Source organism: Cupriavidus basilensis (assembly GCF_000832305.1).
Classification (GTDB): Bacteria; Pseudomonadota; Gammaproteobacteria; order Burkholderiales; family Burkholderiaceae; genus Cupriavidus; species Cupriavidus basilensis_F.
Genome location: NZ_CP010536.1, coordinates 725125 through 745092, shown reverse-complemented (window position 1 = coordinate 745092; position 19968 = coordinate 725125). Strand labels below are relative to the sequence as shown.

The 19968-nt window shown below is 67.9% G+C and carries 16 protein-coding genes; 10 read left to right on the top strand and 6 right to left on the bottom strand.

Annotated elements, in window-relative coordinates:
- The first annotated feature begins 25 nt into the window (after window positions 1–25).
- The 4 genes from RR42_RS03350 to plsY all read left to right on the top strand — a co-directional run bounded on the left by RR42_RS03350 (window position 26) and on the right by plsY (window position 2776).
- Complete coding sequence (locus RR42_RS03350) at window positions 26–505, top strand: methylated-DNA--[protein]-cysteine S-methyltransferase (protein ID WP_043344007.1); 480 nt, start codon at window positions 26–28, stop codon at window positions 503–505.
- Window positions 502–1551: a site-specific tyrosine recombinase XerD gene (gene xerD / locus RR42_RS03345; protein WP_236701967.1), complete on the top strand. Its 1050-nt coding sequence runs from the start codon at window positions 502–504 to the stop codon at window positions 1549–1551. Before RR42_RS03350 ends, xerD begins: the two co-directional genes overlap by 4 nt.
- Window positions 1552–1586: 35 nt before the next feature.
- Window positions 1587–2078, top strand: coding sequence for an aminoacyl-tRNA deacylase (locus RR42_RS03340; RefSeq protein ID WP_043344004.1), 492 nt, complete (start codon window positions 1587–1589; stop codon window positions 2076–2078).
- Window positions 2079–2158: 80 nt separating this feature from the next.
- Window positions 2159–2776 carry a glycerol-3-phosphate 1-O-acyltransferase PlsY gene (plsY, locus tag RR42_RS03335; RefSeq protein ID WP_043344002.1) on the top strand — a complete coding sequence of 206 codons (618 nt, stop codon included), beginning with the start codon at window positions 2159–2161 and terminating at the stop codon, window positions 2774–2776.
- 64 nt (window positions 2777–2840) lie between these two features.
- Here plsY and RR42_RS03330 read toward each other — a convergent pair whose 3' ends face one another.
- The 3 genes from RR42_RS03330 to RR42_RS03320 form a co-directional block, all read right to left on the bottom strand.
- Window positions 2841–3134, bottom strand: a complete 294-nt coding sequence (locus RR42_RS03330) for a GYD domain-containing protein (RefSeq protein WP_043343998.1) — start codon at window positions 3132–3134, stop codon at window positions 2841–2843.
- A gap of 211 nt (window positions 3135–3345) precedes the next feature.
- Window positions 3346–4623 carry an ATP-binding protein gene (locus RR42_RS03325; RefSeq protein ID WP_043343995.1) on the bottom strand — a complete coding sequence of 426 codons (1278 nt, stop codon included), beginning with the start codon at window positions 4621–4623 and terminating at the stop codon, window positions 3346–3348.
- Window positions 4620–5351: a response regulator gene (locus tag RR42_RS03320; protein ID WP_043343992.1), complete on the bottom strand. Its 732-nt coding sequence runs from the start codon at window positions 5349–5351 to the stop codon at window positions 4620–4622. Before RR42_RS03320 ends, RR42_RS03325 begins: the two co-directional genes overlap by 4 nt.
- Before the next feature lie 331 nt (window positions 5352–5682).
- Between RR42_RS03320 and RR42_RS03315 the strand changes: the two genes are divergently transcribed.
- The 4 genes from RR42_RS03315 to RR42_RS03300 are packed head-to-tail and all read left to right on the top strand — an operon-like array spanning window position 5683 to window position 15101.
- A complete protein-coding gene (locus RR42_RS03315; protein WP_043343990.1) occupies window positions 5683–7122 on the top strand; it encodes an MdtA/MuxA family multidrug efflux RND transporter periplasmic adaptor subunit in 1440 nt (479 codons plus the stop codon).
- 9 nt (window positions 7123–7131) lie between these two features.
- Window positions 7132–10305, top strand: a complete 3174-nt coding sequence (locus tag RR42_RS03310) for an MdtB/MuxB family multidrug efflux RND transporter permease subunit (RefSeq protein ID WP_043343988.1) — start codon at window positions 7132–7134, stop codon at window positions 10303–10305.
- Window positions 10305–13601, top strand: a complete 3297-nt coding sequence (locus tag RR42_RS03305) for an efflux RND transporter permease subunit (RefSeq protein WP_043343985.1) — start codon at window positions 10305–10307, stop codon at window positions 13599–13601. The genes RR42_RS03310 and RR42_RS03305 overlap by 1 nt, the downstream gene beginning before the upstream one ends.
- Window positions 13602–13610: 9 nt before the next feature.
- Complete coding sequence (locus RR42_RS03300) at window positions 13611–15101, top strand: efflux transporter outer membrane subunit (RefSeq protein WP_043343982.1); 1491 nt, start codon at window positions 13611–13613, stop codon at window positions 15099–15101.
- Window positions 15102–15145: 44 nt separating this feature from the next.
- On the opposite strand, the gene RR42_RS03295 is transcribed toward RR42_RS03300, so the two are convergent.
- A complete protein-coding gene (locus tag RR42_RS03295; protein WP_043343980.1) occupies window positions 15146–16573 on the bottom strand; it encodes a sensor histidine kinase in 1428 nt (475 codons plus the stop codon).
- Window positions 16566–17267 carry a response regulator gene (locus RR42_RS03290; protein WP_043343978.1) on the bottom strand — a complete coding sequence of 234 codons (702 nt, stop codon included), beginning with the start codon at window positions 17265–17267 and terminating at the stop codon, window positions 16566–16568. Before RR42_RS03290 ends, RR42_RS03295 begins: the two co-directional genes overlap by 8 nt.
- Before the next feature lie 125 nt (window positions 17268–17392).
- On the opposite strand from RR42_RS03290, the gene RR42_RS03285 reads away from it, so the two are divergent.
- The gene (locus RR42_RS03285) at window positions 17393–18370 is read left to right on the top strand and encodes a tripartite tricarboxylate transporter substrate binding protein (protein WP_052494426.1); all 978 of its coding nucleotides are present in this window, start codon (window positions 17393–17395) and stop codon (window positions 18368–18370) included.
- A 57-nt stretch (window positions 18371–18427) separates the two neighbouring features.
- Here the strand turns inward: RR42_RS03285 and RR42_RS03280 are convergent, their stop codons facing one another.
- On the bottom strand, window positions 18428–19333 hold the full coding sequence (locus RR42_RS03280; protein ID WP_043343975.1) for a LysR family transcriptional regulator: 906 nt from the start codon (window positions 19331–19333) through the stop codon (window positions 18428–18430).
- A gap of 117 nt (window positions 19334–19450) precedes the next feature.
- Here RR42_RS03280 and RR42_RS03275 point away from each other — a divergent pair, with 117 nt between their 5' ends.
- A complete protein-coding gene (locus RR42_RS03275) occupies window positions 19451–19921 on the top strand; it encodes a PACE efflux transporter (RefSeq protein ID WP_043343973.1) in 471 nt (156 codons plus the stop codon).
- The last annotated feature ends 47 nt before the right edge of the window (window positions 19922–19968 follow it).

The following is a 19968-nucleotide window of genomic DNA, read 5'->3' as shown; positions in this document are numbered from 1 at the left end:
CAGGCTCGCGCTTCCCACCCCTGCCATGGACTCCATCTTCGACGCCATCCTCCCAGCCCCTTTCGGCAAGATCGGCGTGCGCACCGACGGCGAATTCGTCCGCGAAATCGTCTACCTGCCCGCGAGCATGCGGCTCGTCGCGCCGGCCAACGCGGTCACGCAACGCCTGGCGCGGCAACTGGAGGCCTACTACGCCGATCCGGATGCACGCTTCGACATCCCGCTGGCGCCGGTCGGCAGCGCCTTCCAGCGCCGGGTCTGGCAAGCGATCTCGAACGTGCCGCGTGGCAAGGTCACCACCTATGGCGCGGTGGCGCGGCAGATCGCCAGCGCGCCGCGCGCGGTCGGGCAGGCGTGCGGCGCGAATTTCTTCCCGCTGGTGATTCCCTGCCATCGCGTGGTCGGCGCCAGCGGCATCGGCGGCTTTGCCAACCATGACGGCGACGGCTTCTTCCTTGACATCAAACGCTGGCTGCTGCGCCATGAAGGGGTGATGCTGGCATGAACGACATTGCGCAGATTGACGACGGTGACAACGGCGGCGACAGCGGCCATATCGACGACATCGAAGACGACAACGAAGACGCCATCGAAGACGGCAACGAAGACGGCAACGCCGCCATCGACACCATCGACACCGAGGACAGCCCCGCCCTGCTCGGCGACCTGGCCCTGGTCGACCGCTTCTGCGACGCGCTGTGGCTCGAAGACGGCCTTGCGCAGAACACTATCGACGCCTACCGGCGCGACCTGGCCCTGCTGTCGCGCTGGCTGCATGCCTCGGGCACCTGCGCGCTGCTGGCGGTGGACGACACCGCCCTCAACGGCTACTTCGCCTCACGCCACCTGGCAACCCGCGCCTCGTCCGCCAACCGGCGGCTGACAGTGTTCAAGCGCTTTTTCCAGTGGGCGCTGCGCGAGCACATGATCACGGCCGATCCCTGCCTGCTGCTGCGCCCGGCCAAGCAGCCGCCGCGCTTTCCCAAGACCCTGACCGAAGCCCAGGTCGAGGCGCTGCTGGAAACACCCGACACCGCCACGCCGCTTGGCCTGCGCGACCGCACCATGCTGGAGCTGATGTACGCCAGCGGCCTGCGCGTGTCCGAGCTGACGCAGATGAAGACCATCGAGATCAGCCTGAACGAGGGCGTGGCGCGCGTGGTGGGCGGCAAGGGCAACAAGGAGCGCCTGGTGCCGTTTGGCACCGAAGCCGGCGACTGGCTGCGCCGCTACCTGGCCGAAGGCCGGCCAGCGCTGTTGGGCGAGCGTGCCTGCGAAGCGTTGTTCGTCACCCAGCGCGGCGAGGGCATGACACGCCAGGCCTTCTGGCACCTGATCAAGCGCCACGCGCGCGAAGCCGAGATCTACGCGCCGCTGTCACCGCACACCTTGCGGCATGCCTTTGCCACCCACCTGCTCAACCACGGCGCGGACCTGCGCGTGGTGCAGCTGCTGCTGGGGCACGCCGACATCTCCACCACGCAGATCTACACGCACGTGGCGCGCGAGCGCCTGCGCGAGCTGCACCAGCACCACCATCCGCGCGGCTAGGTTGCCCGCGCTGTCATTGCGATCCGCCATCCATCATGAGCAAGACCAAACACGTTTCGGAAACCCCGGCCACCCAGTTCCTCAAGCAGCATGGCGTTGCCTTTGGCGAGCATGCCTATGACTACGTCGAGCACGGCGGCACGGGGGAGTCCGCCCGCCAGCTCGGCGTGGACGAGCACGCGGTGATCAAGACGCTGGTGATGGAAGACGAGCGTGCGCAGCCGCTGATTGTGCTGATGCATGGCGACTGTTCGGTGTCTACCAAGAACCTGGCGCGGCAAACCGGGCACAAGAGCGTGCAGCCCTGCAAGCCCGAGGTGGCGCAGCGGCATAGCGGGTATCTGGTGGGCGGGACCTCGCCGTTCGGGACGCGCAAGCGGATGCCGGTTTTTGTCGAGGCTGGTGTGTTGGCGCTGGAGCGGATCTATATCAATGGGGGCCGCAGGGGGTATCTGGTCAGTATTGATCCGCAGGTATTGAGGACGTTGGTGGGGGCGGAGGTGGTGGAGTGTGCGTTGAGGGATTAGGTTGGGGGCGGGCCATCCCCCATCCCCCCGCCCCCCCTTCCACGCTACAATCCCGCCAGCCTCAAACCCCCGGTTCCCACATGGCCAATCTGATCTTTGCACTAGCCGCCTACCTGATCGGCTCCATTTCCTTTGCTGTCGTGGTCAGCAAGGCCATGCGCCTGCCCGATCCGCACACCTATGGCTCCGGCAATCCTGGCGCCACCAACGTGCTGCGCAGCGGCAACAAGAAAGCCGCCATCCTGACGCTGATCGGCGACGCCTTGAAGGGCTGGCTGGCGGTCTGGCTGGCGCAGCGCTTTGGCCCGGCCTACGGGGTCGACGACACGGGCATCGCGCTGGTGGCGGTGGCGGTGTTCCTGGGCCACCTGTTCCCGGTGTTCTTCCGCTTTGCGGGCGGCAAGGGCGTGGCCACCGCGGCCGGCATCCTGTTTGCCGTCGACCCGCTGCTGGGCGCGGGCACGATGGCGACCTGGCTGATTGTGGCCTTCTTCTTCCGCTACTCGTCGCTGGCGGCGCTGGTGTCGGCCGTCTTTGCGCCTTTCTTCTACGTCCTGATGTCGGGTGTGGATGTGATCGCCGGCGCGGTATTCGCGATCAGCGTGTTGCTGGTGGTGCGGCACCGCGCCAACATCGAAAAGCTGCTGGCCGGCAAGGAAAGCCGCATCGGCGAGAAGAAAAAGGCGCCCGGCGCCTGAACACCGCGCGACAGTAAAAAGCCCGCATGGTGATGCGGGCTTTTTTATGCCGGCTGGCAAGTAGCTACGGCAGCTTGCTGAGGATGCCGTTCATCTCTTCAGCGGAGAAGGCACGCAGCGTCTGGCTGCGGACGTTGCCCGCCATGCCCAGGGCCAGGCCGAATGCGGTCATGGTGGCCTCGTCAGGCGCGCTAAAGGTCGCTACCAGGTCATATTGCCCGAGCGTCCAGAAGATGTCTTTCATTTCGATGCCGCTTGCCTTGGCCATTTCGCGAACCGCCGCGGCGCGCTTGGTTGTGTCCTTTACGGTACGGATTCCCTGGTCGGTGAAGTTAAGAAGCGTGACGAACGTTGCCATGATGCGTCTCCTGATCAACTGGATTGGCGCTTCGCGTTGTCAAAGCGCACAGAGCAACTACTCACAGCAAGCTGCGTACCACGCAAGCCAGCATATGGCCCGCGTGGCCATGGCGTAAGCCGGCAGCCCCCGCGCAGGGGAAAACCGCCTGAATGTGTTCCAGATCTGATACGGGCCGGGACGCCGCCGTCCGGCGGACGGCGGCTGGCGCTCAGGCCGCTTGTGCCAGCGTCGCGAACGGAAACACCATTTCCACCCGCAAGCCGCCCTCGTCCCGGTTTGCCAGCACCAGGCGGCCGCCCGCCTGGCGCACCAGCCGGTCGACGATGGCCAGGCCCAGGCCCGAGTGCGCATTGCCGCCGCGTGCCGGGTCCAGCCGCACGAATGGCAGGGTGACCTTCTCCATGGCATCCGGCGGAATGCCTTCGCCGTGGTCCTCCACCACCATGTGCCAGCCATCGGCCTGGCGCGAGGTCCTGAGCAGCACCGGCGCCGCCCCGTAGGCATAGGCGTTGTCGACCAGGTTGCCGACGATACGGTCGAGCTGGGTGGCGATCATGCGAAAGCCCTCGCCTGCCATCAGCGAGACCTCCACCGACTTGTCCTGCTCGGCCAGCGAGGCGGCCAGCTCGCCGATACGGCGATCGACCGGCACCGGCCGCGCCGCGGGTTCGCCGCTCTGGGCAAAGGTCAGGAACTGCTCGACGATGGCGGACATGGACTCGACATCGCGCGTGACGCCGGCCGCGGCCTTGGGATCGGCCAGCATCTCGGCGCGCAGCCGCAACCGTGCCAGCGGCGTCTTGAGGTCGTGGGCGATGCCGGCAAGCATCGTATTGCGCTCCTGGTCGATGCGGGTCAGGTCAGCCATCATGCGGTTGAAGCGCACGATCAACTGGCGCAGCTCATGCGGGCCGCGCTCACGCAGCGGCTTGACGATGTGCTGGCGCGACAGCTGCTCGGCCGCGGCGGCCATGTCGCGCACGGGGCGCTGGATCTGCCAGGCAATCAGCAGGGCCACGGCCATGGCTACGCCGACCACCAGGATCACGCCAGGCAGCAGGCGGTTGTCAGGTGGGGGGTTGACCACCCACAGCGCCGGCATCGCGATCCAGTCCTGCCGGTGCGGCAGCTTGACCCAGATGCGCGTGGTCTGGTCTTCCTCTAGCCGTACCTGGGTCCCAGGCGGCATGCGCTGGGAGAACTGCTCGACCAGCCGGCGCGCCCGGCCCTTGGCCGCCACGGTGTGCTCGGCCGCGCTGGCCTCGCTGGCCACCTCCACCAGGCTTGGCAGCTTGATGGGCGGCTGAGCGGCAAGCGCGCGCTGGATGCTCTCGAACTGGAACATCATCTGCTCGACGGAGTAATCCACCTGCTGCTGGCGGCGATCCATGCGCAGGATGGCAAGCCAGGAGAAATGGCTCAGCACCAGCACCGCTGCGATCAGCAGCGCGATGCGTCCGAACAGCGTATCGATGCGCAACTTCATTGGACAATGTCTTCAGCTTCGTCGGGCACGAAGGTATAACCGCGCCCCCGTACCGTCTGGATGTAGCGCGGCCGCTGGGCGTCTTCGTCCAGCAGGCGGCGCAGGCGCCAGATCTGGACGTCGATGCCGCGGTCGCTGATGCCGCTCGCGGTGCCGTACATCAGCTCCACGATGCGCTCGCGCGACAGCACTTCAAGCGGGTGCATCAACAGCAGCTTGAGCAGCGCGAACTCCGTATCGCTGATCGCCACCGGGTCGCCGCTGCGCACCAGCGAACGCTGGCGGAAGTTGACGCGGAACGGCCCGAAGGCCATGCCCTCGCGGTCTTCCGGCGCGGCCGCGGGGCGGGCCAGCTTGCGGCGCAGCACCGCGTTGATCCGCGCCAGCAGCTCGCGCGGCGAGAATGGCTTGCCGAGATAATCGTCCGCGCCGATCTCCAGCCCGACGATGCGGTCGATCTCGTCGCTGCGCGCGGTGAGCAGGATCACGGGAATGTCGTCGTTCTTGGCGCGCAGGTTGCGCAATGCGGTCAGCCCATCCACCTTGGGCATCATCAGGTCAAGCACGACCAGGGCGGGGCGCTCGCGCTCCAGGCGCGCCTGCAAGCCTTCGCCATCGTGCAGCACGGACACGGCAAAGCCCTGCTGGGTGAGGTATTCGCGCAGCAGGTCGCGGAGTTCGGGATCGTCGTCGACGACGAGGATCTGGGTAGGCTGATTGGCTCGCATAGGCAGATGATAGCTAGGCTGGGCGCGGCAATCCGGGCGAATTGTTTCAGGGCATTACACCCGGGCCGCTGGTAATGATCTGTAAGAATGGTCGCCCGCGCTGAAACATGGGCGCTGCCAAGGCGCATTATGCTTCGCTTATGTTGCCGTTGCCGGCGGTTGCCGGACCAGGACGGCCCCGCCCGACGCCACCCGGCCAGCGCGCCATTGCGCAGGAAGCCGCGTGCCGCCAACGGCACGTGCCGACGGCGTTACGGCATACTTCTGCCTCTCTTACCCCGAAAATCGTTCGAACGCGTCCTTGTTGACGCGTCGCTCCCAGGACCCGGTCATGGCCAACCCCGAAGAACATCAACCGGCTAAGCTGCCACCACCGCCCAAGGCTGCCTCGCGCCGCCGCAAACTGATTGCCGCCGCGCTGATCCTGCTGCTGGCCGGCGGCGGCTGGTATTGGTACAAGCATCGTACGCCCGCCGCCGGCGGCGCGAACGGCAGCCGTGGCGGCCCTGGGGGCCCTGGGGGCCCTGGGGGTCCCGGCGGCCAGCGCTCGCCGGTGGTGGTCAGCACCGTGGCCCAGCGTAATATGGACGTCATCCTCAACGGCCTGGGCAATGTCACGCCCGTGGCCAATGTGACCGTGCGCGCCCAGGTGTCCGGGCCTTTGCTCAAGGTCCTGTTCAAGGAGGGCCAGATGGTCAAGGCCGGCGACGTGCTTGCCGAGATCGATCCGCGCCCGTTCCAGGCCACGCTGGACCAGGCCGTGGGCACGCTGGCGCGCGACCGCGCCTTGCTGGAAAACGCCCGCCTGGACCAGAGGCGCTACCGCACCCTGCTCGGCCAGGACTCCATCTCCAGCCAGCAGGTAGACACCCAGGACGCCCTGGTGCGCCAGTATGAAGGCGTGGTCAAGACCGACCAGGCCAACGTGGACAGCGCCCGCCTGCAACTGGGCTACACCCGCATCATCGCGCCGGCCTCCGGGCGCATCGGCCTGCGCCAGGTCGACCCGGGCAATATCGTCAGCACCAGCGACACCAACGGCATCGCCCTGATCACCCAGATCCAGCCGATCGCGGTGCTCTACACCATCCCTGAGGACAACCTGCCGTCGGTGCTCAAGCGGCTGCACGCGGGCGAGACCATTCCCGTCCAGGCCTGGGACCGCCAGGCCCGCAACCGCCTGGCCGAGGGCACGCTGCTGACCACCGACAACCAGATCGACACCACCACCGGCACGGTCAAGCTCAAGGCGATCTTCCAGAACCAGGACGGCCTGCTGTTCCCGAACCAGTTCGTCAACATGCGCACCAAGGTGGACACCATCGAGGACGCCACCGTGGTACCGGTGGCGGCGATCCAGCGCGGCCAGCAAGGCACCTTTGTCTATGTGGTGGACGACAGCAGCAAGGTCAAGGTCCAGGTGGTCGCGCTCGGCCCGAGCGACGGCGAGCGCACCGTGGTGACCAAGGGCCTGCAGCCCGGCCAGCGCGTGGTGATCGACGGCGCCGACCGGCTCAAGGAAGGCATGACGGTGGAAACCGTGGACCCGGCGGCGCGCGCCGCCGCGCTGGTACCGGCCAGTGCGCCGCGCGGGCGCGGACGGCGCCGCGATGGAGGCGCCAGCGGCGCGGCCGGCGCCTCCGGCGTGCCGGGCGCCTCGGGTGCGCATGGTGAAGGGCGGCGTCACCGCGACGGCGCAAGCGCGGCGGCAACGGATGGCGGCGCCAGCGCTGGCGCCGCGGCGGGCGCGGCGCCCCAGCGGCCGCAGTAAGGACCCAGCATGAATCCCTCACGCCTGTTCATCGAGCGGCCGGTCGCCACCGCGCTGCTGATGGTCGCCATCCTGCTGTCGGGCCTGGTGGCCTTCAAGCTGCTGCCGCTGTCGGCGCTGCCGGAGGTCGACTACCCGACCATCCAGGTCACCACGCTGTATCCGGGCGCCAGCCCGGATGTGATGACTTCGTCCATCACGGCGCCGCTGGAGCGCCAGTTCGGCCAGATGCCGGGCCTCAAGCAGATGTCGTCGTCGTCCTCGGGCGGCGCCTCGGTGATCACGCTGCAGTTCGAGCTCACGCTGTCGCTGGACGTGGCCGAGCAAGAGGTGCAGGCCGCCATCAACGCCGGCGGCAACCTGCTGCCGGCGGATCTGCCGATGCCGCCGGTGTACAGCAAGGTCAACCCGGCCGACGCGCCGATCATGACGCTGGCCATGACGTCCGACACCATGCCGCTGCCCAAGCTGCAGGACATGGTGGACACCCGCGTGGCGCAAAAGATCTCGCAGTTGCAGGGCGTGGGGCTGGTGAGCATCAGCGGCGGGCAGCGCCCGGCGGTGCGCATCCAGGCCAATCCGACCGCGCTGGCCGCGCTCGGCATGTCGATCGACGACCTGCGCACGGCGATCGGCAGCGCCAACGTCAATGGCGCCAAGGGCAGCTTCGACGGCCCCGCGCGCGCCTCCACCATCGACGCCAACGACCAGCTCAAGTCCGCCGACGAGTACCGCCAGATCATCGTCGGCTACCAGAACGGCGCGCCGATCCGCATCACCGATGTGGCCAACATCGTCGACGGGCCCGAGAACAGCCGCCTGGCGGCCTGGGCCAACGACAAGCCGGCCATCGTGCTGAGCATCCAGCGCCAGCCCGGCGCCAATGTGATCGAGGTGGTGGACCGCATCAAGGCGCTGCTGCCGCAATTGCAGAATGCGCTGCCGGCCTCGGTCAAGGTGCAGTTGCTGACCGACCGCACCACCACCATCCGCGCCTCGGTGCGCGACGTGGAGTTCGAGCTGCTGCTGGCGGTCGCGCTGGTGGTGATGGTGATCTTCGTCTTCCTGCGCAACGTGCCCGCCACCATCATCCCGGGCGTGGCGGTGCCGCTGTCGCTGGTGGGCACCTTCGGCGTGATGTACCTGGCTGGCTTCTCGATCAACAACCTGACGCTGATGGCGCTGACCATTGCCACCGGCTTCGTGGTGGACGATGCGATCGTGATGATCGAGAACATCATGCGCTACATCGAAAAGGGCGATTCGCCCATGGAGGCGGCGCTCAAGGGGTCCAAGCAGATTGGCTTCACCATCATCTCGCTGACGTTCTCGCTGGTGGCCGTGCTGATCCCGCTGCTGTTCATGGGCGATGTGGTCGGGCGCCTGTTTCGCGAGTTCGCCATCACGCTGGCGGTGTCGATCCTGATCTCGGCGGTGGTCTCGCTGACGCTCACGCCGATGATGTGCGCGCGCCTGCTGCACCATGTGCCCGAAGAGAAGCTCTCGCGCTTTCACCGCGCCACCGGCCGCTTCTTCGACAACGTGATCGACCGCTACGGCCGCGCGCTGGAATGGGTGCTGGACCGCCAGAAGCTCACCCTGCTGGTCGCCGTCGGCACCATGGTGCTGACCGTGGTGCTGTACATGCTGGTGCCCAAAGGCTTTTTCCCGGTGCAGGACACCGGCGTGATCCAGGGCATTACCGAAGCGTCCCAGACCACCTCGTTCCCCGCCATGGCACGCAAGCAGCAGGCAGTGGCCAAGGTGGTGCTGGAAGACCCGGCGGTGGAGAGCCTGTCCTCCTTCGTCGGGGTCGACGGCACCAATACCACGCTCAACGCCGGGCGCCTCTTGATCAACCTGAAGCCCAAGGACCAGCGCAGCGACTCCATCGAGGACGTGACGCGCCGCCTGCAGGCCGCGGTCGACAAGCTCGGCGGGGTTTCGCTCTATACCCAGCCGGTGCAGGACCTGACCATCGAGGACCGTGTGGCACGCACGCAGTACCAGTTCACCGTGCAGGACCCGGATCCCACCACGCTGGCCACCTGGGTGCCGAGGCTGGTCGAGCGCCTGAAGCTGGAGCCGGAGCTGCGCGATGTGGCCAGCGACCAGCAGAACAACGGCCTGCGCGCCTATGTGGATATCGACCGCGACGCCGCGGCGCGCTTTGGCATCACCACCGCGGTGATCGACAGCGCGTTGTACAGCGCCTTCGGCCAGCGCCTGGTATCGACCATCTTCACCCAGGCGAGCCAGTACCGCGTGGTACTGGAGGCCATGCCGCAGTTCCGCACCGACCCGCAGTCGCTGGCGGAGCTGCGCCTGCCCTCCTCCTCCGGCGGGCAGGTGCCGCTGGGCGCGTTCGCGCGCATCAGCGAGCGCACCGGGCCGCTGGTGATCAACCACCAGGGCCAGTTCCCGTCCGCCACCATCTCGTTCAACCTGGCGCCGGGCGAATCGCTCGGCGCCGCGGTCGACAAGATCGCCAAGGTGGAGCAGGAAATCGGCCTGCCGATCTCGATGCAGACTGACTTCCAGGGCGCCGCGCTGGCCTTCCGCGCTTCGCTGTCCAACACGCTGTGGCTGATCCTGGCCGCGGTGATCACGATGTACATCGTGCTGGGCGTGCTCTATGAGAGCACCATCCATCCCGTGACCATCCTCTCCACCCTGCCCTCGGCCGGCGTGGGCGCGCTGCTGGCGCTGCTGGTCTCGGGCCAGGACCTGGGCATCATCGCGATCATCGGCATCATCCTGCTGATCGGTATCGTCAAGAAGAACGCCATCATGATGATCGACTTCGCGCTCGAGGCCGAGCGCGAGGGCGGCATGGCGCCGCGCGAGGCGATCTTCCAGGCCTGCCTGCTGCGCTTGCGCCCCATCCTGATGACCACCATGGCGGCCCTGCTGGCGGCGCTGCCGCTGATGCTGGGCACCGGCATCGGCTCGGAGCTGCGCCGCCCGCTGGGCATCACCATGGTGGGCGGCCTGCTGGTCAGCCAGGTGCTGACGCTGTTCACCACGCCGGTGATCTACCTGGCGTTCGACAGCGTGGCAACGCGCCTGAAGGCCTGGCGCCGGCGCCGGTTTGGCGACGACGCGGGTGGCGGCGCAGGTGGCGGCGCGGGTGGCGGCGCGGGTGGCAATGAAGCCGGGCATGCTCCGGAGCCGAGGCCGTAATGAACCTGTCGGCCACGTTCATCCATCGCCCGGTCGCCACCGCGCTGCTGACCATCGGCATCCTGCTGGCGGGGCTGGCGGCGCTGCGGCTGCTGCCGGTGTCGCCGCTGCCGCAGGTGGATTTCCCCACCATCTCGGTGTCCGCTTCGCTGCCCGGCGCCAGCCCCGAGACCATGGCCGCTACCGTGGCCACGCCGCTGGAGCGCGCCCTGGGCGCCATTGCCGGCGTCACCGAGATCACCTCCAGCAGTTCGCTGGGCTCGACCCGCATCACGATGCAGTTCGAGCTCTCGCGCGACATCGACGGCGCCGCGCGTGACGTGCAGGCCGCCATCAACGCCTCGCGCGCCACGCTGCCCACCAGCCTGCCGAGCAACCCGACGTACCGCAAGGTCAACCCGGCCGACGCGCCGATCATGATCATCGCGCTGACTTCGCCCACCATGACGCGCGGCCAGCTCTACGATGCGGCCTCGACCATCCTGGCGCAGAAGATGTCGCAGATCGAGGGCGTGGGCCAGGTCACCATCGGCGGCTCGTCGCTGCCGGCGGTGCGGGTGGAGCTCAACCCCACGGCGCTCAACAAGTACGGGGTCTCGCTGGAGGATGTGCGCAACACCATCAGCGCCACCAACGCCAACCGTCCGCTCGGCTCGCTCGAAAACACCACCACCAACTGGCAGGTCTACGCCAACGACCAGGCCATGAAGGCGGCGGACTACATGCCGCTGATCGTGCGCTACGCCACGCCGGGCACCTACTCGTCGGCCTCGGCCGGCGCGCTGATCGCCAGCACGGCCAACGCCACCGCGGGCGGCGGCGTCAGCACCAAGACCGTCAACGGCGTCACCACCACCACGCTGACCACCAGCAGCGGCACCACCACCATTTCCACCGGCGCCACCGGCGGCAACGCCAGCAGCCGCGGCCCGAACGCCTTCGCGGTGCCGATCCGGCTGTCGGACGTGGCGCGGGTGACCGACTCGGTGCAGGACATCCGCAACGCCGGCTCCGCCAACGGCCAGCCCTCAGTGCTGCTGGTGCTCAACCGCTCTCCCGGCGCCAACATCATCGAGACGGTGGACCGCGTCACCGAGATGCTGCCGTCGCTGCAGCAGATGATCCCGTCCGCCATCAAGATGGAAGTGATGATGGACCGCACCCCCACCATCCGCGGCTCGCTGCGCGAGGTGGAGCACACCCTGATGATCTCGGTGGCGCTGGTGATCATGGTGGTGTTCCTGTTCCTGCGCAATGTGCGCGCCACGCTGATCCCTAGCGTGGCGGTGCCGGTGTCGCTGATCGGCACCTTCTCGGTGATGTACCTGGCGGGCTTCTCGCTCAACAACCTGTCGCTGATGGCGCTCACGGTCGCCACCGGCTTTGTGGTGGATGACGCCATCGTGGTGCTGGAGAACATCTCGCGGCACATCGAGGAAGGCATGAAGCCGCTCGAAGCCGCGCTCAAGGGCTCGCGCGAAGTCGGCTTCACGGTGCTGTCGATGAGCTTGTCGCTGATCGCGGTGTTCATCCCGCTGCTGATGATGGGCGGCATCGTCGGGCGGCTGTTCCAGGAGTTCGCCATCACCTTGTCGGTGGCGATCCTGGTGTCGCTGGTGGTCTCGCTCACGGCCACGCCGATGATGTGCGCGCGCCTGCTCAAGCCGGTGCGCCCCGAGCGCCAGGGGCGTCTCTACCGCGCCAGCGAGCGGGTGTTCGCCTGGATGCACGATGGGTACTCACGCACGCTGGCGGTGGCGCTGCGCCACAGCGCGCTGGTGTGGCTGGTGCTGCTGGCCACCATCGGCCTCAATGTCTGGCTCTACACGATCGTGCCCAAGGGCTTCTTCCCGCAGCAGGATACGGGGCGCCTGATCGGCTTTATCCGTGCCGACCAGGCCACCTCGTTCCAGGCCATGCGCCCCAAGCTGGATAACTTCATCAAGATCGTGCAGTCCGACCCGGCGGTGGTCAATGTCACCGGCTTCACCGGCGGCTCGCAACGCAATACCGGCCAGATGTTCGTCACGCTCAAGCCGCTGTCCGAGCGCGATTCCGCGGATGCCATCGTGGCACGCCTGCGCGTCAAGCTCGCCAAGGAGCCCGGCGCGAGCCTGTTCCTGACCTCGGTGCAGGACATCCGCATTGGCGGGCGCCAAAGCAGCTCGGCCTACCAGTTCACGCTGCAGTCGGACGATCTCGACGTCCTGCGCGAGTGGGAGCCCAAGGTGCGCGCGGCCATCTCCAACCTCAAGGGGCTGGAAGACGTCGACACCGATACAAACGACAAGGGCTTGCAGACCTCGGTGATCATCGACCGCGACACCGCGTCCAAGCTCGGCGTCACCACGCAGCAGATCGATGCGGTGCTCAACGATGCCTTCGGCCAGCGCCTGGTGTCCACCATCTACAATCCGCTCAACCAGTACCGGGTGGTGATGGAGCTCAGCCCCGAGTACCTGGAAGGCCCGCATGCGCTCCAGGATATCTATGTGGTCACGGGCGGCGGCAAGCGGGTGCCGCTGTCGGCCTTCGCGCACTTCGCGCCCACCAGCACCCCGCTGGGCGTCAATCACCAGGGCCAGTTCGCGGCCTCCACCATCTCCTTCAACCTGGCCGAGGGCGTCTCGCTATCGCAGGCCACGGACATGGTCAAGGATGCGATGGCGCGCATCGGCGTGCCGGAGACGCTGCAGGCCAACTTCCAGGGCAGCGCCAAAGCCTTCCAGGATTCGCTCAAGAGCCAGCCGCTGCTGATCCTGGCCGCGCTGATCACCATCTATATCGTGCTCGGCATGCTGTACGAGAGCTATGTGCATCCGCTCACCATCCTGTCCACGCTGCCGTCCGCCGGCGTGGGCGCGCTGCTGGCGCTGCTGGCCTCGGGCACGGACTTCAGCATCATCGCGCTGATCGGCGTGATCCTGCTGATCGGCATCGTCAAGAAGAACGCCATCATGATGATCGACTTCGCCATCGACGCCGAGCGGCGCGAAGGCCTGTCGCCGCGTGACGCCATCTACCGCGCCTGCCTGCTGCGTTTCCGCCCGATCCTGATGACCACCATGGCCGCCCTGCTGGGCGCCATACCCCTGGCGATCGGCCACGGCGACGGCGCCGAGCTGCGCGCGCCGCTGGGCATCTCCATCGTCGGCGGGCTGGTGGTCAGCCAGTTGCTGACGCTGTACACGACGCCCGTGGTGTACCTGACGCTGGACCGCTGGCGCCTGAAGGTGAAAGCCTGGCGCCAGCGCCGCTCCGCCGTGCCTGCGGCCACGATCAGCCTCGAACCCTGAATGCGATCCATGAACGCTTTTATTCGCCTCCCTGCCCTCTCCGTCCCCGCGACCGTGCTGACGGTAGCCTGCGCCCTGCTGCTGGGCGGCTGCGCCGTGGGTCCCGACTACAAGCGGCCCGACGCGCCCGCCACCCCGGCTTTCAAGGAAGCACCCGCCGACACCTCGCAGTGGGGCGAGTGGAAACCGGCCGAGCCGCGCGATACCAGCGCGCGCAGCAACTGGTGGGCGGTGTTCGGCGATCCGGCACTCGACACGCTGATGTCGCAGGTGCAGGTATCCAACCAGAACATCAAGGCGGCCGAGGCGCAGTACCGGCAGGCGCTGGCCGCGCTGCAATCGGCGCGCGCCGGCTACTTCCCCACGGTGGGCGCATCTGCCGGGCTGAACCGCGCGAGCGGCAGCAGCGGCCTGATCGGCAACAGCCAGAACGCCACGCTGTCGGCCAGCTGGGAGATCGATGTGTGGGGCCGCGTGCGCAGGCAGGTGGAAAGCAGCGAAGCCAGCGCGCAGGCCAGCCAGTCCGACCTGGCTTCGACCTTGCTGTCGACCCAGTCCACGCTGGCGCAGAGCTATTTCCTGCTGCGCATCGCCGACCAGCAGAAGGCCTTGCTTGACCGCACCGTAGTCGACTACGAGAAGTCACTGCAACTGGTACGCAACCAGTACGCGGCCGGCACCGCCCAGCGCTCCGACGTGCTGCAATCCGAGACTCAGCTCAAGTCCGCGCAGGCGCAGCAGATCGATATCCAGATCACGCGCGCGCAGCTCGAGCACGCCCTTGCCATCCTGACCGGCAAGCCACCGGCCAACCTCTCCATCGCGCCGCAGGACTATGCCGCCGCGGTGCCGCGCGTGCCTGTCGCGGTGCCGTCGGCGCTGCTGGAACGCCGGCCCGATATCGGCGCGGCCGAGCGCCGCATGGCCGCGGCCAACGCGCAGATCGGCGTAGCCCAGGCGGCTTATTACCCGACGCTGTCGCTGTCGGCCACCGGCGGGCTTTCCGCTGGCACGCTGGCGCGCTGGCTGTCGCTGCCGGACCGCGTGTGGTCGATCGGCCCGGCGCTGGCAGGCACGCTGTTCGACGGTGGCCTGCGCAGCGCGGCCAAGGCGCAGGCGGTGGCGGCCTACGACCAGACCGTGGCCAACTACCGCCAGACGGTGCTCGCCGCGTTCCAGGAGGTCGAGGACAACCTGGCCGGCGCGCGCCTGCTGGAGCAGGAAGGCGTGGTGCAGAACGACGCGCTGCGTTCGGCGCGCGATGCGCTGGCCCTGGTCAACAACCGTTACCGCGCCGGCACCGCCAGCCTGCTGGACGTACTGACCGCGCAGACCACCGCCTACACGGCGGAACGCACCTACTTGACCATCTTAGGCCGCCAGTACACCACCAGCGCGGTGTTGATCAAGGCGCTGGGCGGCGGTTGGCATATCGAGACGGATAGCGCGTCGAATACGGCGCCGGCTGGCACAGCGCCCGGCGGCTCGGCAACGCAATAGCAGATCGCAAATGGCGAATAGCGGTGGGAGCCTTCGCGGCCGCCCTATGCCGGCGCGAAGCGCACCCGCACCAGCAGGCCCCTGCCGTGCGCGCCATCCAGCAGCACCAGCGACGCGCCATGCGCCACGGCGATGTCGCGCACGATGGTCAGGCCAAGCCCCGAGCCAGTGGGCGCCGCCTCACCAGGCGCCTTCAAACCCGCCGCCTTGCCCCGGTAGAACGGCTCCAGCACCGCCGCGCGTTGCGCGGCGGGAATGCCGGGGCCGTCGTCCTCCACTTCCAGTACTACCGCCTCGCCCGCGCGCAAGACACGCGCCGTGACCATGCCGCCCGATGGCGTATAGCGCAGGGCGTTGTCGACCAGGTTGGTCACCAGCTCGTGCAGCAGATCGGTGCCGCGCACTGGCTGCGCGCCCTCGCCTTCGAAGCCCAGGTCGATGCGGCGCGCACGCGCGGCGGGCGTTAGCTCGAGGCAGACCTCTTTCACCAACGCCGCGAGGTCCAGCGCGCGCGGCGCCTCGGCCCCGCCGTGCGCGGCACGCGCCATCGACAGCAGGCGGTCGGCCAGCGCGGCCATGCGCGCGGTGCTGTCGGCCAGGCCCTGCGCGATGCGCCGTTGCTCGTCGGGATCGTGCTCGCGCGCGGCCAGCTGGGCCTGCGTGTGCAGCACGGCTAGCGGCGTGCGCAACTGGTGCGCCGCGTCGGCGATAAAGCGGCGCTGCGCGGCAAGCACCTGTTCCAGCCGCGCCATGTAGCCGTTCATGGCTTCCACCAGCGGCGCGGTCTCGCGCGGGGCGCTGTCGAGCGGCAGCGGCGTGGTGGCGCCGGGCTGGCGTTGCGCCACTGCTTCGCGCAGCGCATCGAGCGGTGCCAGCGCGCGCCGCGTGAACAGCCAGATCACCAGCACCGCGGCCAGCACCAGCATCAGCTGGCCCCACAGCACATCGAACAGGATGTTGCGCGTCAGCGCCTGGCGCGAGTCCAGCGTCTCGCCCACCTCGATCAAGGCCATGCCGCCGCGCGTGCCGCTGGCGTCCATCACCGGCTGGCGCAGCGCGGCGATGCGGATCGGCTGGCCACGGTAGGTGCGGTCGTAGAAGCTCACCAGCGCGGGATACAGCTTGGTGCGCGGCTGGCTGGCATCGAACGGCGGCAGGTCGTCGTAGCCCGAGACGAACTCGCCATGCACGCCGCTGACGCGGTAGAACATGGTGGCGTTCATGCCCACCTCGAAGGTATCGAGCGAGATATACGGCACGTCCACGCGCACGCCTTCGGGGGTCAGCGTGATGCGCTCGGAGATATTGCGCGCCGATGCCAGCAAGGTGCGGTCATAGGCCTGGTTGGCGGACTCCAGCGCATTGGAGTAAGCCACCACGCCGTACGCGGCCTGCAGCGCCAGCATGGGCGGGATCAGCCACCACAGCAGGCGCGCGCGCAGGCTGGCGGCGCGCTTGCGCGGCTCAGCCAACGCTGGGCTCCAGCACGTAGCCCAGCCCGCGCAAGGTCACGATGGCGGCGCCCGAGCCGTCGAGCTTGCGGCGCAGGCGATGCACGTAGACCTCGATCACATCCGGCTGGGTGTCGTCGGCCAGGGTGAAGATGCTGGCGTAGATGCGGTCCTTGCTGACGGTCTTGCCGGGCGGCGTCATCAGTATCTCCAGCACCGCATGCTCGCGCGGCGTCAGCGCCAGCGGCACGCCGCCCACCTGGAAATGGCGCGACACCGTATCGAACCCCAGGCCGCCGCACACCACCAGCGGCGCCTCGGTCTGGCGCGCGCGGCGCAACAGCGCCTTCACGCGCGCCTCGAACTCGGCCAGGTCGAAGGGCTTGGCCATGTAGTCGTCGGCACCCAGGTCCAGGCCCTTGACCCGGTCGCCCACTTCGCCGCGCGCGGTCAGGATCATCACCGGCACGCGGCAGCCGCGAGCGCGCAGGCGCGCGAGCAGGTCCAGGCCGTCGCGGTCGGGCAGGGTCAGGTCCAGCAGCACCAGCGCGTAGTCACTGCCGGCCCCGCCCGCGCTGCCGGCGTGCGTGCTGAACAGCAGGGATTCCGCGCTAGCCGCGTCGGCCGCGCGCTCCACGGTGAAATGCAGCGCGCGCAGCGCCTGCATCACCCAGGTGGCCAGTTCATCGTGGTCCTCGACCAGCAGTACTCTCATGAAAGGGGGTTCTCCTGCTTCTTGGCGGCGATTTGTTATGCCTGATTTTCGCGTCGCCAGCCAGCGGATTTTTCGGGATTTCCCGGTAAGCTGTCAGCCGTCCACTCACCCCCCGAGGAGAATCGATGCGCCACGTCCTGGCCGCCCTGCGCTTTGCCTGCGCGGCGCTCGCCCTCGCCGCTGCCTGCGCGCGGCCGGCGGCCGCCGCGCCGGAATGCATCGTGCCCGCCAAGCCCGGCGGCGGCTTCGACCTGACCTGCAAGCTGGCGCAGCGCGCGCTGCTCGAAGCCGGGTTCACCGAGCAGCCGGTGCGGCTGGCCTACATGCCGGGCGGCATCGGCGCGGTGGCCTACAACAGCATCGTGGCGCAACGCCCCGCCGAGCCCGACACCATCGTCGCATTTTCAGACGGCTCCCTGCTGGCGCTGGCCCAAGGCAAGTTCGGCAAGTATGGCGCGGCGGACGTGCGCTGGGTTGGCGCGCTCGGCACCGATTACGGCGTGATAGCGGTACGCGCCGATTCGCCCTTCAAGACCCTGAAGGACCTGGTGGCCGCGCTCAGGTCGGATCCGGACCAGGTACTGTTCGGGGCCGGCGGCACCATCGGCAACCAGGACTGGATGAAGGCCGCGATGGTGGCGCGGCAGGCCGGCGTGGGCTACAAGCGCATGCGCTTCGTGGGTTTCGAGGGTGGCGGCGAGGCGTTCACGGCACTGCAGGGCGGGCACGTCCAGGCGGTGTCCGGCGACGCATCGGAGGCCGCCATGCAGCTCGGCGCCGGCGGCATCCGCATCCTGGCCGTGCTGGCGGCGCAGCGCCTGCCCGGCAGGCTGGCCGGTGTGCCCACCGCGCGCGAGCAGGGCTTCGACATCGTCTGGCCCATCCTGCGCGGCTTCTACATGGGCCCCAAGGTTGCGCAGGCGGACTACCAGCGCTGGGCCGAGCGCTTCGAACGCCTGCAGGCCAGCCCGGCATTCGCCCGGCTGCGCGCGGAGCAAGGCCTGTTCCCGGCCGACCTGGGCGGCGCTGACCTGGATACCTATGTGCAGCGAACGGTGCAGCGCTATCGCACGCTGGCCAAGGAATTCGGGCTGACCCGATAGTGCCGACAGCCCGATGACCCCGATAACACCGATGACGCCGGGAAGCTGCCGGCATCGCTACGGCCGGGCGCGCACCTCGGGACGCGGCAGCGGCTGCTTGCTCACCCGCTCCTTGAGCCAGGTGGCGGCCTTGCCGAGCGGCCGCTGCTTGTGCCACACCAGCTCCATCGCCACCGGCCAGTCCTGGTCGTCGAACTCCAGCGCGGGCGACACCAGTTGCGTGCCCGCCGGCGAGTTGGCCGCCACGTGCCAGGGCACGAAGGCCCAGCCCAGCCGGCGCTTGACCAGCTCAACGATGACCCACTGGCTCTCCACCCACCAGACTTCGGCGGCCACGCGCAGCCGCATCTTTTCCTCGCTGTCGGTGCGGGTGGCCACCATCAACTGCCGGTAGCGCTTGAGTTCCTCCCAGCCCACGCGCTGGTCCGCAAGCGGATGGTCGGGGGCACAGATGATCCGCATCGGCACCCAGCCCAGCGCGCGGAAACCCAGCTCCGGCGGAAGCACCTCCTGGCGCCACATGATGCCTAGGTCGGCGCAACGCTCCAGCACCAGCCGGCTGACGTCTTCCATCAAAGGAAACAGCAGCTCCAGCTCCACCGCCGGGAAGCGCGCGGAGAACTCCTCCAGCATCACACCCAGGGTTTCCTCCGGATAGAGTTCGTCCACCGCCAGCACCAGGCGGCTTTCCACGCCCTCGCCCAGGCTCTTGGCCACGCCACGGAAATGCTCGCAACGCTCCAGGATCACGCGCGCCTCGGCCAGCAGGCGTTCGCCCGCGGCGGTCAGGGTGGGATAGCGCCCGCCACGGTCGAACAACTGGTTGCCCAGATCGATCTCGAGATTGGACACGGCCGCGCTGACAACCGACTGGGCCTTGCCCAGCCGGCGCGCGGCTGCGGAGAAAGAGCCACATTCGGCGGCTGCGGCAAAGGCCTGCAATTGTTCGAGCGAGAGGCTCATGTTGATTCCCTGGGACGGGCCGCTGCCCATCCATCGTTTTTAGCGATAGAACCCAACTTTACCATCCCAGAATACTCGATAGAATGCCCTCTATTCACACGCCAGACAGGAAGCATCATGCGCAGCACCAAGGACAGAATTCGTCATACCATCGGCTTTGAAGTGATCGGCTTGCTGATTGTCGCGCCCGTGGGCAGCTGGGTCTTTGGCTTCGCCCTGCACCAGATCGGCATCCTCGCCGTGGTGGCATCGTTGATCGCCGCCGGCTGGAACTACCTCTACAACGTGCTGTTCGACAAGGCCATGCTGCGGTTCACCGGGCAGTTGCGCAAGCCGGTGGCCGTGCGGGTGCTCCACGCCATCCTGTTCGAACTGGGCCTGCTGATGGTGTTCCTGCCGATGGTGGCGTGGTATCTCGACATGAGCCTGTTCGATGCCTTCATCATGGACATCGCCCTGGCAGCCTTCTACGTGGTCTATGCGTTCGTCTACAACTGGGCCTACGACACGGTGTTCCCGGTGGCCAACGCCGGGCAAGGCGGGAAGACTGGGAAGGCCGGAAAGGCCGTCGTAAAGTCTGCCTGCTGACCCTTAGCTAAAAAAAAAGCAAAAGCGGATGCCGATGGCATCCGCTT

What these genes read in the sequence shown, in the direction of transcription:
- RR42_RS03320 (WP_043343992.1), bottom strand. Translation starts at nt 5,351, where the DNA reads ATGCGAGCCAATCAGCCTACCCAGATCCTCGTCGTCGACGACGATCCC.
- RR42_RS03300 (WP_043343982.1), top strand. Translation starts at nt 13,611, where the DNA reads ATGAACGCTTTTATTCGCCTCCCTGCCCTCTCCGTCCCCGCGACCGTG.
- RR42_RS03285 (WP_052494426.1), top strand. Translation starts at nt 17,393, where the DNA reads ATGCGCCACGTCCTGGCCGCCCTGCGCTTTGCCTGCGCGGCGCTCGCC.
- xerD (WP_236701967.1), top strand. Translation starts at nt 502, where the DNA reads ATGAACGACATTGCGCAGATTGACGACGGTGACAACGGCGGCGACAGC.
- RR42_RS03290 (WP_043343978.1), bottom strand. Translation starts at nt 17,267, where the DNA reads ATGAGAGTACTGCTGGTCGAGGACCACGATGAACTGGCCACCTGGGTG.
- RR42_RS03325 (WP_043343995.1), bottom strand. Translation starts at nt 4,623, where the DNA reads ATGAAGTTGCGCATCGATACGCTGTTCGGACGCATCGCGCTGCTGATC.
- RR42_RS03310 (WP_043343988.1), top strand. Translation starts at nt 7,132, where the DNA reads ATGAATCCCTCACGCCTGTTCATCGAGCGGCCGGTCGCCACCGCGCTG.
- RR42_RS03340 (WP_043344004.1), top strand. Translation starts at nt 1,587, where the DNA reads ATGAGCAAGACCAAACACGTTTCGGAAACCCCGGCCACCCAGTTCCTC.
- RR42_RS03315 (WP_043343990.1), top strand. Translation starts at nt 5,683, where the DNA reads ATGGCCAACCCCGAAGAACATCAACCGGCTAAGCTGCCACCACCGCCC.
- RR42_RS03275 (WP_043343973.1), top strand. Translation starts at nt 19,451, where the DNA reads ATGCGCAGCACCAAGGACAGAATTCGTCATACCATCGGCTTTGAAGTG.
- RR42_RS03350 (WP_043344007.1), top strand. Translation starts at nt 26, where the DNA reads ATGGACTCCATCTTCGACGCCATCCTCCCAGCCCCTTTCGGCAAGATC.
- RR42_RS03330 (WP_043343998.1), bottom strand. Translation starts at nt 3,134, where the DNA reads ATGGCAACGTTCGTCACGCTTCTTAACTTCACCGACCAGGGAATCCGT.
- plsY (WP_043344002.1), top strand. Translation starts at nt 2,159, where the DNA reads ATGGCCAATCTGATCTTTGCACTAGCCGCCTACCTGATCGGCTCCATT.
- RR42_RS03280 (WP_043343975.1), bottom strand. Translation starts at nt 19,333, where the DNA reads ATGAGCCTCTCGCTCGAACAATTGCAGGCCTTTGCCGCAGCCGCCGAA.
- RR42_RS03305 (WP_043343985.1), top strand. Translation starts at nt 10,305, where the DNA reads ATGAACCTGTCGGCCACGTTCATCCATCGCCCGGTCGCCACCGCGCTG.